Raw genomic sequence first — 14,004 nt, forward strand, 5'->3', positions numbered from 1 at the left:
TTCCTTTCTATTGGTTTTGGTTTGGGTTACTATTAACAATAGAGGAAGATTCTGCATTTTTCAATTTTCAGCACACTTCATTGGGGAGAGCCAAAATTTATACAAAATACCCATTTTATGGGTCTCGTAGGATAACAGCACTGCTAAACCAAGAAGGAGTGAATATCAATCGCAAAAGAGTACAACGTCACATGCGAGAAATGGGGATTCAAGCTGTTTATCCGGGTCCAAATTTAAGTAAACGGAATCTACAACATCGAATTTATCCATATTTACTGAAAGGAGTGAACATTAACTATCCAAATCACGTTTGGAGCATTGACATTACCTACATTCGACTCCAACGAAGCTGGATGTACTTAGCAGCGGTTATTGACTGGTATTCCCGCTATGTCATTAGCTGGGAGCTGGATCAATCCCTAGACATTGGATTTATCCTAGATGCCGTTCAAAGGGCCTTCTCTATAGCTAAACCTGTTATCTTTAATAGTGATCAAGGCAGCCATTTTACCAGTCCCAAATATATCAATCTACTAAACTCTAAGGAAGTTCAAATCAGCATGGACAGTAAAGGACGTGCTTTGGACAATATTATCATAGAACGTTTTTGGCGCAACATAAAGTACGAAGAAGTATATCTAAAAGATTATGAAAGTCCAAGGGAGGCTAGAATAAATATAAGAGATTACATTGATTTTTATAATTACAATCGCCCTCATCAATCGCTAGATTATAAAACACCATCATCAGTTTATTTTAATTAAACAGGTTCGTCATTGCCCTTCCCATCTTTGAGAAATTATCTTTCATGCGACAGAACCTGTCAAGGGAGAATACGCCCTTGACAGAACCTGCCACATGAAAGGCTTGGTTGGCAAGATGGGAAGGAGCAAAACTCAATGCACCTTAAATTTATAAAAAAGTTGTCTTGACGATGGGGTCCACTTTATTTCATATAACGGAAGTACTTCGTGCTGGAATCAACGAATTTTCAAGGCAGAAGTTTCATGATCATGTAAATAAAACAAGTACTCCGAAAAATAATATAAGTAGGAATAGGAAACTATACACGATATTTTTATAATTTGACTGTACAAGAGTATAAACTTTCAAGGGAAGTAACAACTCTGTATTTTGCAATAGAAAAGTACATAAAATTGCAAAGAAAAATACACAACTTTGCCAGCCCATATTTACTCTATTGTGATTTAGATAATGCGTGTGTCACACGGTAACTGTCACCCGTAAAGCTTAATACATGGGCATGATGAATGACACGATCTACCAATGCTGCCGTTAATCTAGGATCGACGAATATCTTGTTCCATTGGCTAAACTCCAGATTGGATGTAATAATGAGGCTCTTTTGCTCATACCAGTCTGAAATCAGTTGAAACAGTAACTCAGCCCCCTCCTTGCTAAATGGAATATATCCCATTTCGTCTAGTATGATTACATCCACCTTCTTAAAACGGCTTCTAAAAGCTTGTAGTTTTCCTTCTTTCCATACCTTCTCTAATTGATCGATTAAATCACAAACTCTATAGAAACGCACCTCATAGCCTTTTCGGCAGGCTTCTTTTCCTAAGCCAGTTGCTAAGTGAGTCTTGCCGGTTCCGGGAGAACCGGATAAAATCACATTTTTACGGCGTGAGATAAAGTTCAGTTCACATAAGTCCTTCGGATCGGTGTGGGGAGGAAAATGAATCTTCTCTCCCCATTGGAATGAGTCTAGATCATTTTTAGAAAGAAAGCGTGCCTTTTTAATTAAACGTTCGGCTTTCGCCTTCTCTCGAAGCTCAATCTCCTTCTGAAATAAGGCCTCAAGGTATTGAGTAGTATTTTCAAAAGGAATGGTTTCATAGATTTCAGCTACATTGGCGAGACGCAACGACTTACACATTTTCTTTAAATTTGTCTCACTCAAGAGAATCTTCCCCCTTTGTTATGTGATTAAGTTGATCATATATCTCCCAGTTCACATCATAGGGGTGATCCTCTACCTGCTGGAACTCCCGTTCCTGAATCAGTTCATAAAACCTTTCATTGATCTCTTCCATATCGTAGCTAGCCAATAAACTAATCAACCACTTGATTCGATCTTTCCGCAGTTGGTAGTTTTCGATACTGATATATTGATAAACACGGCCAGGCAAATAAGGAGCGTATCTTGAATAGGTCACACATCTCGGCTTCCTAGCCCAGTCTTTTAAAATAGACTTCCAGGGAATATTGCGTTTACTGTGCATATATGGACGTTCGTCCTCGTACAGGATTTCTACGTTAGGAGAAACAACCTTGAATCGATTCCAATACAGTACTAAATGCAGTTGTCCGTAGTTATATCCTCTTGGAATGTACACTTTTGTTTTATCTAAAGTGATTTCTCCGTACTTATTGGCTTTTACGATTTTCTCCTTGAATACCGGATAATTTTCCTCAGGCAAAGCTAGTAGATGCTTTTCCTCCTCCTGAAGCAATTCTTGAATAGGCACCTGTTTCTGATAATGTTTTCGTTCACGATCCTTTGTTAGTTTTGCTGACAAAATTTCTGTTAAATGCTCGTAGCTTTTCACCACAGGTGCTGGTGTTACAAAGTTGTACCGGATATACACGACTTTATTTTCCACATTGCCCTTTTCATGACCACTTTTTGGATTGCACGGTTGAACCTCAAATCCATAGAAGTTCGCAAATTGCAGAAATTCTTGTGTAAATTGAGCCTCTCCCGATTGACTCCTGGCTTGGATAACAGCTGCCGTTAAGTTGTCAATTCGTAGCTTTCTAGGCACTCCCCCCAACTGATGAAATAATGTCTTTAATCCGTATAAGAAACATTCCTGATTTTCACCTGGCAGTGCCACACAAAAGGCAGCATTGCTATATGGTAACGTCATGACTAAGCAGTGTGAATCGATATACTTTCCGTCTTTTACAGCTTCCGTTTTTCCAAAATCGACCTGTGCTTCCCCAGGTGGGTGCTGCAATCGTTCATAATTTTTACTGCTTGTCTCTTCGTCAGCTATCTTCCCCTCTTTCCATTCTTCAATAAAGTAACATACGGTCCGATAGGACCCTGGGAATCCCATCGCTTTTAAATCCTCATAGATCTTCTTTTTGGTTCGCCTTTGTTTTCGGCGGAGTTTTTGATCTTCCATTAACCAATCGGACACGATTTCTCCCCACTTTTCTTGATACATCATTCCTTTCTTCATTATTTTTTTCTGTCGAGGAATCTCATCTTTATCAGCGTACTTTTTTGCAGTACGCCAATTAATGCCAAAGGTATTTGCAATTTTATTAATCGAAAATGATTTATGATTCCGAATAAATTTGATAGAATTAATTTCAGACATTGTCAGCATCCCTTTCTACCTCCACTGAATTGTTATTCGACACCAAATACAGTAGAGGATATTTTAGGGGGCTGGCAAGTCTTTTTTTTATACCCAAATGATCATTGCAGGGTTATGTATTTTTTTCTTGCAAAACTATGTACTTTTATTTTGCATTAAACAAATATAATGACATTTAAAAGAATTCCTCTTTTTGAATTCGTATCGCCAGAATTAAAAGGCTTAATATTAGATTCCGTTTTTATTGGTTTGGTTTTCCTTTCTGGTATTAGCAGTGTTGTTGTTAAAAAAATCAAAGTCCATAAAGATGCAAATAGAGGATAAGTCCACCCGTGCGATTGATTGATTTCTATTATGGTTTGGTTGAATCGTAAATGTTGAAATAAATTCAATGGGGTTTGTATCGCTGATACTAAATGAGTCGTATAATAGCCAATTAATAGTGTGAAAAGACTAACGATTAAACTGTTAAAGGTTTGTTTAAACAAAGTGCTAAATAGAAATAGGAGACTGAATGAAATGAATCCTGTTCCTACAAACAATAATATTTTGAACAAGATATAATGTAACGTTGATATAGCAAATACTTCATCTTCTGACAACATCATTTGAGGATAGATAAACTCAAATGGATGATCGTTGAACAAAATTGGCAACAGAACCCCAATTGCTAAAACAATGATGATGTAAAAAAATAAAACAAAAAGTAAAACGGAAAATTTACTTAGAATCATCTGTGATTGAGAGATTGGTTGTGTTTTCAAAGTACGCCACGTTTCTTGTTCTCTTTCAGAGGATAAAATATTCCCAAAAATAAGTAATAACAAAACAATTCCAGATATCCCGAATAACCAATCGCTAACATCTTTTAAAAATAAATGTGGTGAAATCGGATTTTCTTCGTTTTCTATAGCTAAGTCGTGTTTAATCATCCATTGATTTTTAATGAATGCATATTCTAAATCAATTCCGTCTAATACTTGAAATTCTCCACCAGTATTTATATATTCTTTTAGGTTTTCTAGAAATTCTTGTTCAAAATTAGGGACATCATGAAACTCTTCTGCATGGATCGCACTCCTCCATTGAAAAAGTGCATTTTTCATGTTTTTAATATAGGTTGACTGTTCTGAGCCTATTTCATCTAATTGATGATTGATTTTTTTTTCATCTAATTCTTTATCCTTTTGATTGACCTGAAAAAGTAATGGTTCCGTCGCTTCATACAATCGATGGGCCATATCATCTTGTTGTGATACATTATGAGAATATAAATAAGTTGTAGATAAAAAAACAATGAGCATTAGCCACAGTATTTTTTTCTGCTTCCATATCTTTTTGAACTCAAATTTAACCAGTTTCATTGTCTCTGACATCCTTTTGTCCAAAAATCTCCTGATAACGGTATTCAGAACCCATTATTTTTTTATCGAAATCAATGATCGTTATTTGTTGGTTTAATAGCTCAAATAGAATAGTTTGTATTGGAATATGATGATGAAAGAAATAGATTTGATGATCTTCAATATGATGGAATGTTACGCCCATTTGTTTCAAAACTTCTTGAGCCTGTTCGAGTTGATCCGTTTTCAGGATGTAACAATCATTTTCATACTGAGATAAATCATCCTGAATGAATCGTCCGTCTTTTAAAAATAAAATGTGAGTCGTGATTCGATCGATTTCTGATAAGTTATGAGAAGACAATAAAATCGTCGTACCTTTGTCATGAAGTTCTAAAAGGAGATTCCTTAATCGGATAGCACTTGTTGGATCGAGTCCATTGAATGGCTCATCTAATATTAAGAGTTTAGGTCTATTTAAAATAGCCATAGTTAATAATAAATGCTGATTCATACCCAAAGAATACTTGCCAACCTTTTTGTTGAGATAACTTTTAATTCCAATACTCTGGGCAGTTGAAAGAATTTGTTGTTTAGATATTCCTTGAATATCACCGATAAATTGCAGATGATCGTACCCCGTTAAATAGTTATAGAGAACGGAATAATCTTGCATGTAGGAAATTTCGCGAAAAATATTCGGATCTTTATGGCTTTTATTTAGGATTCTTATTTCGCCATCGTCAGCTTCAATAAGGTTAGTAATAATATTTAGCAGCGTTGTCTTACCCGAACCATTCGGACCGACTATAGCCATGATTGTCGGTTCTTCTATTTGAAAGGTAATGTTTTGAAGTATATTCTCCTTTCCATATGATTTATTGATACGTTCAACGTTTAAGATCATGGTTTCTCCCCCCGGGTTTTCTAGTGATATTTTCATTGTTTGTTGAAAAAATACCGGTTAATCAATTACATCCCCTTCTTTTTTCCAAAAAAGGAAAAAATCAAAAATGAAGATGGAACGTGTTTGTCTTCCCGGTTGCGTACAACGAACACAGTAGTGGGTCCCAACCAGGATATCGTTGTAAACGGGTGATTCACATGTTTCCAAACGGGATTCAGTTTTCCGACTGGTGGGTGCCGTCCTCATGGACATTGAAGGGATGGGTATCAGGTGAGAGATATCTAAACAGGGATGAATACTGGGACTGGCTCAATAAACAGTCTATTAAGAAACAACAGAGCAGAGAATCGTTCATGATGCCGTCGAGGTTCAAGGGCGGACTGTGGAATACCGCTCCAGGCGAAGATCTGCCGGGGAAGCTCTCTGACACTTTGTTTTACTATTATTTGTCATATTATGTTCGAGTGTATCTGATTTATACTATTTAATTAAAAGTCAAAATGGTAAATTCCATTCATGTTTGCTTTCTGTTTAAGAAATATTGGCCTGAGTAAAATAGAATGATGCCTATAACCAGATTCGAAAGGCTTTTTATGAGAACGTCGTTCAAAGTAGGTACGGTGGTGTTAAAATACATTGCATGGTACCAGGGCAGTTGGGACTTAGCAAAATATTCACCAGATACATAGAATCCAATGAAAATAAAGGGAAGGATGATATTTTTAGTTAATGTTGTCAAAGAAAATCCTAAACCGGCAAAAAACACTGCTTCAGTAGCATATGGTATTAGCAATGCTATAAAAGAAGCTTCCTTTAGCTTTATAAACATCACGATGATCAGGATCAGCAGCAATATCAGGTACAGCACAAAAAAGACAGAGACACGTTGCAAACCATGATATATAGATGGGACAGGATATGTAAATAACAGGTCACGATTTCCTTCTTCATAATACTCATAGAATAAGAATATGGGCCACCAGCAAGCGGCCGGTATAAATAAGAATTCAAAGAACTGCAGCTGATACGGTTGAAAATTTTCTGCTAAAAGCACCGGAATGATGATCACAAGAAATAAGCCTATAGGAAGAAAAAATGCACCTTTCATGGACTTGATTTCCAATGGGATATTTACGTTCTGTTTCAATGCTTATCATTCCTTATCAAATAAAGATATGCATCTTCCAGTGTAGGTGTACACGGTTCCGAATGTTCAGGAGGATCGTCTGATAAAAAGCGGACAACCTGCTCCCCTTCTTGAATATTTATGGATATGATATGTTTTTCTTCCAATGTATCTAATTCGCTGTCGTTCATTACCTTTTTCCATACCTTATTTTCAGCCAATTGAATCAGATCTTTTAAAGAACCCTGCTGAATGAATTTGCCATGATTTATGATACCTGCATTCGTACAAACCGTTTCAATATCTTCGACGATATGGGTAGACAGAATAATGATACGATCTTTTGAAAGCCGTTTTAAAACTCGCCGAAATCTTGCCCGTTCTTCTACATCTAGCCCGGCTGTTGGCTCATCGACGATTAAGATTTTAGGGTCTCCTAACAGGGCCTGGGCAATTCCCAGCCTTCTCATCATACCTCCTGATAAATGTTTTATTTTGACGGCAGATTGCTCGGACAGGTTCACCTGGCTTAAAATATCCTGGATGACAGATTGACGTTCCTTTTTATCTTTAATCCCTTTCAATACCGCAATGTGGTCTAAACATTCGTTTACGTTTAAGGAACGATAGGCTGAGAAATGCTGGGGTAAATAACCAATCAGCTGTTTCACCTTCATTTCATGCAACGACCAATCCAAACCTTCATACGTAATTCTTCCGGAAGTCGGTTTTAGAATCGTAGCTAAAATCTTCATGAGCGTGGTTTTTCCAGCTCCATTGGGTCCCAAAAGTCCAAAGGTGCCCCTGATCGTTAAAGATAAATCATGTAAGGCTGTATGTTTCTTAAATTGTTTTGTTAAATGTTCTATTGAAATGACACTCATCTCGGGTCCTCCATTGCAAAATAATCTTCTGCCAGGGTATTTAACTGGTTCCAGTCGAAATCTTCACGATCAATGAACTGATACCATTCTTTTGTAAAATCAATAATAGATTGTGGGTTGTCATGCTTTCTTATCCCTAAATCAATCGTGCGAAGAGCTTTATACTGCTCCGAATCTTTTGGACTCTCTTTCATCATTTGCTGTAATAACCCTAACGTCCCGCGACTGCTCTCTAAACGGTGTTTTTGATGATAAGCATGTGTGTATACTAAATCAAATGCATGGACAAAATCGAAATTTTCAGGTTTAATCTGTTTTTGCTTCCATGTCAACGCAGAAATGACCTTTGTCGTTAGTGGCGGAAACTTTCTCAGTAATAAATTTTCTGAAGGCGTCAAATAGGGTAATTCATTTAAAATCAAATGATCATGTCCCATCCACATATATTCACTTGTATATACATCACTGATAGATAAGACAGGTACATAAACAAACTCTGAAGGTAAGTCTATTCCATCCAGGCCTAAGTCTTGTTGAATATTTTCTGTGAGCTGCTTGAGGGATTGTATGAAAGCCGGCACCCCCTGTGCCGCCCGTTCCCAGGTTACTGGATAAACGACTTTCATATCACCGATCCGGGCCTGTTTTATTTGACCGGATATGAGTGTAACTCCATTCGTTTCCTTTTCCCAGATACCCTCATCTGTTTGATTCAAGTTTGTATATAGCTCACCTGATGAATTGAATCGTAATTTGTATGTTGTTTGATTGTCATTATGGTGCGTGATGCGATGGATTCCATTTCGTACGTCCGCCATTGCAGGTGCCTGGTGTGTACCTGGAAGCCAGGCAAAATAGTAGGGCAGATAGATGGCCTGACGATTGGCAAAAAACAACGGAGAAGATACACCTTCATAACGAAAGGTTATCGTCATCTTTTCGTTTGATAAAAGTTTTTTAGGGAACTGAATGTTTACCTGATCTCCTCGCTGCCTAAAATCAAGGGATTTTCCGTCAGCTCGAATGTCGTTTATACGAAATTGCCGATAAAGTGTTAAATTAGCTTGATGTAATGGTTGTTCCCCTTTATTTAAAAGTTCAACTGTTACATCTGCCTGAAGTTTCTGATCGATATCTAGTAAAATATCGTAGTTTTCTAACCGTATATGTTGCTGGAATACGTCATATTCTTCATGGTTCTGATAGTAGCTGGTTTCATAAGCAGAACGGTCATAAAAGGTACCGTTATTTGCCATGACAAATGGAGAACTGTTTAAAAACAGATAGGCAGGTATGATGGAGACGGCCATGATCCCCGATCCTATTAACCATTTAATGTAATGTTTTATGGCGAGAACCAGCAAAATCAATGAAGACACAGCAGCGATCCAGATCCATCTTTTCACCCAGTGGTAAGGTTCCAGAGAGAAACCATATAAAGCATTGAAAGGTGAATTTGGGTTAAATTCGCCTAGGTTTAAAGCGGCGGCAAGCATACTAGAATCCAAAAATGGGTCTAAACCAATTTGCAGGAAAACCATTTTATTAATCGGTCCAATCAGCGGCCAAATCAAGAATAGGATTGGGTAGACGATTTTTCCTTTAAATATGGTTGCCAGCAAAATACCCAATAACAGACTAATAAAAAACGTTAATCCCCAATACAGCAACATATAAAAATAGGCATCCATATAGAAACGGAAATCGGTTAATCCGCTCTGTATAAATATGATGGCATACATGATGTATACCGATGTAAACACCACAATAATGAATAACACAGCAAATGCCAACTTGCCGGCGATCTGATAGAACAGCCCCCGTTGCATCGAAACGTAAAGTTCATGAAGGCTGTGTTTTTCTTCAATCCTTACAAACAAAATTCCCAAAAACAAAAAAGCCAATATTCCGCCCTGCACCGAGTAACTGTTACCCGTAAGCGCGTATCCTGGCATATAGTTTTCTGCTGATGCAGAATATAGAAATCCCAGTGAATTATAAATCAATAACACAACAAACGTAACCCAGAACAAAATATTACGGCTAACCACTCTCCACAATGTACGCATAACACTAAAAATTTGCAAGCCGATCACCTCTGGTTGTTCCATACAGCCTTTCATAGAGAAAATCGTTATCAGGAAGATTACTCTCTTAGACATCATCCCTAACCCTGTCGTATCTAATTTTACAGATCTTATCGACTTATTCTTTGAATTTGATGATAGAGAAGAATCAAGCAAAGGTTTCTAATGTAGACCAGTCTAGTCATAAAACGAGAAGATGAATTTATCTACTTGATAATAACATATTTTAACAACTTTTTTAATGTTTTTACAAAAACGGGTATATGATACATGTAGGGTGGAATGTGGGTTTAAAAGAACTATCAGTAAATCATTCAGAAAAATGATTTTACCTTTAATAGATCCACTCTATATAGAATCTGAATGAAATCAAGATTACATTTTGTTTGTAAATTATGATGAAAACTTTTGATAGCGATTATCGTTCAGTTGGACATGTTTTGATTTTAGCAGAAGACGAACAAAATAGCAGATTAGAAGAACCCGAACCTCATCAATGGACCTGTCTTTGATTGTGGTATCTGGCATGTTAGTTCATTATAATAAAATAAAGGATGAATGATCTTATCAGGGGGTGATGTAAATAAAAAAAGGAATCTTGTTGCTGTTATCCATGATGTTGATCATCACGGGATGTTCTACTCTTCAGCAAGAACCTTATAGTCGCTTTTTATCAAAAGAAGAAGGCTCCTATAGTTTAGTGATCGTCGGACATGAGCAGAGCATAGATTTTCAAGCGCTGGAAAATTACGATATAAATAAAAGGGTTACGACCATCATTAACGAACATTCACTGGAATTATTCAATAGAGATGATTCAGCGTTAAATGTTCAGAAAGCACCTGCCTTTTTGGTTTTTGATACAGAAAAAGAAGTCTTCAGATCGTATGATTTTGAAGAATTGATCAGGTTTTTACAGGAAGAATAGTGGGGAACTTCCTGGTACAGGATACGTAAAAGGAAAGCTGATGGACATCCCCTGATATTCAGCGTTTTTTCCTTAATCAAAAAAGTGGCTGAGTCGGCCACTTTTTTGAGGTAAGAAAGCATTAATTAAATGTAGGTCTTTAAAAGGGAGGGCTTTATGGTCCATCATCCGTGCCCGGTCATTCAAGCTGCCCCGCCCCCCCTGCCGGTCAGGCAAGCCTCCTGGATGATTTTCAAGAAATCACCGGGACGCCTCGAGTGTTTCTTCAATCATCTTCAAAAGGAGTCTTTTTAAAACCGATGAAAACCGATCTGGAAGTTCGGAGAGGTCAGGGACCAGGAGATGCTGTTTCCCATAAATGTTCTCCATTAATTGAGCTTCGTATTCCTCAATTGGCGCATCGGATAAAAAAATTCCGATTACTTCAATTCCCTGTTTTCGTGCGGCGAGGACGGCTTCTCTGGTGTCCATCATCCCGTTATCCTGGTAGTTGAAAGCTGAGGGTTCGCCGTCGGTAAATACAAGCAGGAATTTTTGGTTTTCGTCACGATGCATCAATTGTTCGGCTGTGACCCGGATACTGAATCCATCCCGATTATCTTCCCGGGGTTCGAGCTGCATGATCTCCGGTCCTTTTTTTCGTTCCAGACTCCGTTCAAAGGGAATTAACCGTTGAAAGTAGTTGGGCTGGTACTTTTCAGTTGCATCAAAGCCATCTTCCCAGAATCCTGTAACGGAATGGGGAATGTCGAGCTCCTTTAGTACCTCGTGAAACAAAATGGCAGCTTTTTTGGTTTCCTCCATCTTATCTGCCATAGAAGCGGAGCAGTCAATCAGTAGCGAAAAAACGGCATCCATTTCTTTGCTTTCGAGGTCCTTTTTATAAAAAATCCTGGATTCGTTTTCAATAATAAGGGGAAGAAGGCGTTTCTTTGATAATCTTCCCATCAGGAGATGTTCCCGGGTTGCGTTTTGTTTGTGTTCCAGTGCTTTGTCAATCGTGCGGGACAGTCTTTGTTTTTCCAGGTGGATGCGTGATAAGCACTCGTCATATGCCGTGCGGTCTTCAGAAGAAGGAGATTGAACCTCATGTTCCAGAGCATGCGCATGAATATTTTGAGTTCCGTATCTGGCGCTTGGAGCGGATGGGGAATCATTTTTCTTTTCCTCCAGGGTTTCCAGGCTGGTATAATCCGTTTCATTACTTTTCCCTGAGCTGCCCTGAACACTGGCCATGGCCTGATCTCCATCCTCGGTTTCCCTTGCACCGTCACCTATAAGGTTCGTACGGATTCCCCTGTCCAGTTCATATCGCAAAAAACTTTGTTTTCCTTCTCCATGTTCATTTTCTCTGTGATAAGCAGGGAGTTTTTCCTCAAATCCCTCACCCTCATCTATGTTTTCCTGATCATCCTGTTCCAGTGCATCGGCTCTAGTGAGTTCGTCTATCAGGGTTTCATGACTGATCGTGTCTTCCATTAAAATTGGAAATACAAAATAACGATTCATGGAATCGGGATACACATCGCCTAATCTTGAACCGATGCTCAGGCAAATGTCCGCCACATCGCCTGTTGAGCGGGCATCGAAAAATAGCTGCAGCAATGGCTGAAGCCTTTTCAGCGTCTCTATTTGCCCGGTGCTGGCTCCTGGAAAGGTCAGAAGCGGGGATGTGGACGTTACGGCTAAGTAAATCAGACAAAAAAGTTCATCGGTTTTGTATCCCCGGGTGACGTTCGTTTTCAGCTGGGTTTCAAAATAGCGGATGAATGTTTGCCTTCGTATGTCAAACCATTTACGGGAACCCGGACGTTCTTTTTTTATGTGTTCTTCGATCCGCATATCTTCAAACATGGTAAATAGCTGGATTAGAAAATTTTTCAAAGGTGACCGGTTGACGGTCTGTTTAAAATCGAACCATTCCTTCAGGGATGTATGATGAAGGGTTCCGAGAATTCTTAGAATCACATCCGATTGATATCCGGCTTTCCGGATGTGTTCTGGGTAGTGATGCCAGAAACTGCTGGCTGTTACTGTACGTTTCTTCATATCAATAAATGAACCATACTGAAAATCAAAACGCAGGTCTGCCTGCCGGGACAGGATGACAACGAGGTCTTCCAGAGCCAAAAAAAGTCTGGAATCCACAACTGTATCTTTAAATTTCACCACATTCCCCCCTTAGAACAAGGTTTCGGCAAGGTTTCGAACGACTTCTTTTTCCCGGTCTTCTTCCAGTTTATCGATGATGGAGCGAAGGATGGCCCGTTTGGGCGGGATTATCGAACTTAAATCACAGGCATCCAGCAGGGCCCGGATACTGGCTGCCTCTTCTGCCACTTTTCCCTGTCTGGCTGCTTCTACCAGGTCAGCGGACAGCTGAACAAAGGCATTGATCTGTTTTACATCGTTAAGGCTCGTGGTGTTTTGAATGAGCGTTTTCAGCTGTTCCCCCTGGATATAAGAGAGCTCAAAGACGATGAAGCGATTTTTTAGTGCTTCATTTAAACGGGTTGTGCCGATATACCCTTCGTTAATGGCTGCAATGACATTAAATCCCTCTTTCGCCTGGATGACCTCATTCGTCAGGGGATTGGTAATGGTCCGGCGGTAGTCAAGCACACCATTGATCAGGGGAAGGGTTTCGGGTTTAGCCATATTGATTTCATCAATATATAGAAAATGCCCATATTTCATCGCCTGAACGAGGGGACCCGGCACAAAGTCAATCACCTGTTTCCCCTCTTGATAATCGAGGGTTTTGAACCCGAGAAAACTTTCCGCATCTAAATCAACGGAACAGTTGACGCTGAACAGAGGCTGGTGGAACAAATAGGACAGGGTTTCGGCAAGTTTTGTTTTCCCTGCTCCTGTTGGACCTTTTAACAGCACATTTTTGCCGTGGGCAAGGGCTGCGATGACATCTATGATGACATCTGGTTGATTCGGAATGTAACCGGGCTTACCGATTCGGTCTTCAAAATCGGTTCGGGACTGGTTTTTATGTCGATCAATGAGGGATTGGATTTCTTCTGGCAATGAATGATAAAGGTTCAATGGTCTGACACTCTCCTTTTGTGCTGCAGGTTTGATCTAGTATGGACAGATGATGCATGATGGTCATTTGAAACTTTTTCCAAAATGATTCCGTCTAATTTATAGGTGTCATGGTTTATATTAGCATGGAAACTTCCCGGGTTAAAATAAGTCGTTTTGAATACTGGATGAAATGCCTTTTAAAGAGGCAGGAAAAAGATGGGTTCAATCGAATATCGTATAGAAAGGTGTAAATGAAATGGAGGGAATGAAAACAAAAATGACAAAGTATGGCGTTCAGACACAAACCCATCTTCAAGGGCCGAGATAATGGAAC

11 protein-coding genes are annotated in these 14,004 nt (G+C 38.9%); 2 read left to right on the forward strand and 9 right to left on the reverse strand.

The window, feature by feature from the left end; translation table 11 throughout:
* On the forward strand, positions 1-764 hold a 764-nt coding region (locus EDD68_RS06205), incomplete at its 5' end, for an IS3 family transposase (RefSeq protein WP_132371389.1).
* Positions 765-1,198: 434 nt separating this feature from the next.
* Here the strand turns inward: EDD68_RS06205 and istB are convergent.
* From istB to EDD68_RS06240, 7 genes are all read right to left on the reverse strand, one after another.
* Positions 1,199-1,903, reverse strand: coding sequence for an IS21-like element helper ATPase IstB (gene istB / locus EDD68_RS06210; protein WP_132371482.1), 705 nt, complete (start codon positions 1,901-1,903; stop codon positions 1,199-1,201).
* Positions 1,904-1,919: 16 nt separating this feature from the next.
* Complete coding sequence (gene istA / locus EDD68_RS06215; protein ID WP_132371390.1) at positions 1,920-3,365, reverse strand: IS21 family transposase; 1,446 nt, start codon at positions 3,363-3,365, stop codon at positions 1,920-1,922.
* Between the two features lie 146 nt (positions 3,366-3,511).
* A complete protein-coding gene (locus EDD68_RS06220; protein WP_165902080.1) occupies positions 3,512-4,720 on the reverse strand; it encodes an ABC transporter permease in 1,209 nt (402 codons plus the stop codon).
* Positions 4,707-5,606, reverse strand: coding sequence for an ABC transporter ATP-binding protein (locus tag EDD68_RS06225; RefSeq protein ID WP_132371392.1), 900 nt, complete (start codon positions 5,604-5,606; stop codon positions 4,707-4,709). Before EDD68_RS06225 ends, EDD68_RS06220 begins: the two co-directional genes overlap by 14 nt.
* 514 nt (positions 5,607-6,120) lie before the next feature.
* Positions 6,121-6,714, reverse strand: a complete 594-nt coding sequence (locus EDD68_RS06230; protein WP_165902081.1) for a hypothetical protein — start codon at positions 6,712-6,714, stop codon at positions 6,121-6,123.
* Positions 6,715-6,749: 35 nt separating this feature from the next.
* Positions 6,750-7,616, reverse strand: a complete 867-nt coding sequence (locus tag EDD68_RS06235) for an ABC transporter ATP-binding protein (protein WP_132371394.1) — start codon at positions 7,614-7,616, stop codon at positions 6,750-6,752.
* Positions 7,613-9,778: a hypothetical protein gene (locus tag EDD68_RS06240; protein WP_132371395.1), complete on the reverse strand. Its 2,166-nt coding sequence runs from the start codon at positions 9,776-9,778 to the stop codon at positions 7,613-7,615. The genes EDD68_RS06235 and EDD68_RS06240 overlap by 4 nt, the downstream gene beginning before the upstream one ends.
* Before the next feature lie 541 nt (positions 9,779-10,319).
* Between EDD68_RS06240 and EDD68_RS06245 the strand changes: the two genes are divergently transcribed.
* Complete coding sequence (locus EDD68_RS06245) at positions 10,320-10,631, forward strand: hypothetical protein (protein WP_132371396.1); 312 nt, start codon at positions 10,320-10,322, stop codon at positions 10,629-10,631.
* A 240-nt stretch (positions 10,632-10,871) separates the two neighbouring features.
* Here EDD68_RS06245 and EDD68_RS06250 read toward each other — a convergent pair whose 3' ends face one another.
* Both EDD68_RS06250 and EDD68_RS06255 read right to left on the reverse strand, forming a co-directional pair.
* On the reverse strand, positions 10,872-12,800 hold the full coding sequence (locus tag EDD68_RS06250; protein WP_243646770.1) for a vWA domain-containing protein: 1,929 nt from the start codon (positions 12,798-12,800) through the stop codon (positions 10,872-10,874).
* Between the two features lie 12 nt (positions 12,801-12,812).
* Positions 12,813-13,688 (reverse strand): ATP-binding protein, encoded by an 876-nt coding sequence (locus EDD68_RS06255; RefSeq protein ID WP_132371398.1) that lies wholly within the window; start codon positions 13,686-13,688, stop codon positions 12,813-12,815.
* Positions 13,689-14,004: the final 316 nt, after the last annotated feature.

The sequence above is a fragment of the Melghiribacillus thermohalophilus genome (genome assembly GCF_004342905.1).
Taxonomy (GTDB): domain Bacteria; phylum Bacillota; class Bacilli; order Bacillales; family Alkalibacillaceae; genus Melghiribacillus; species Melghiribacillus thermohalophilus.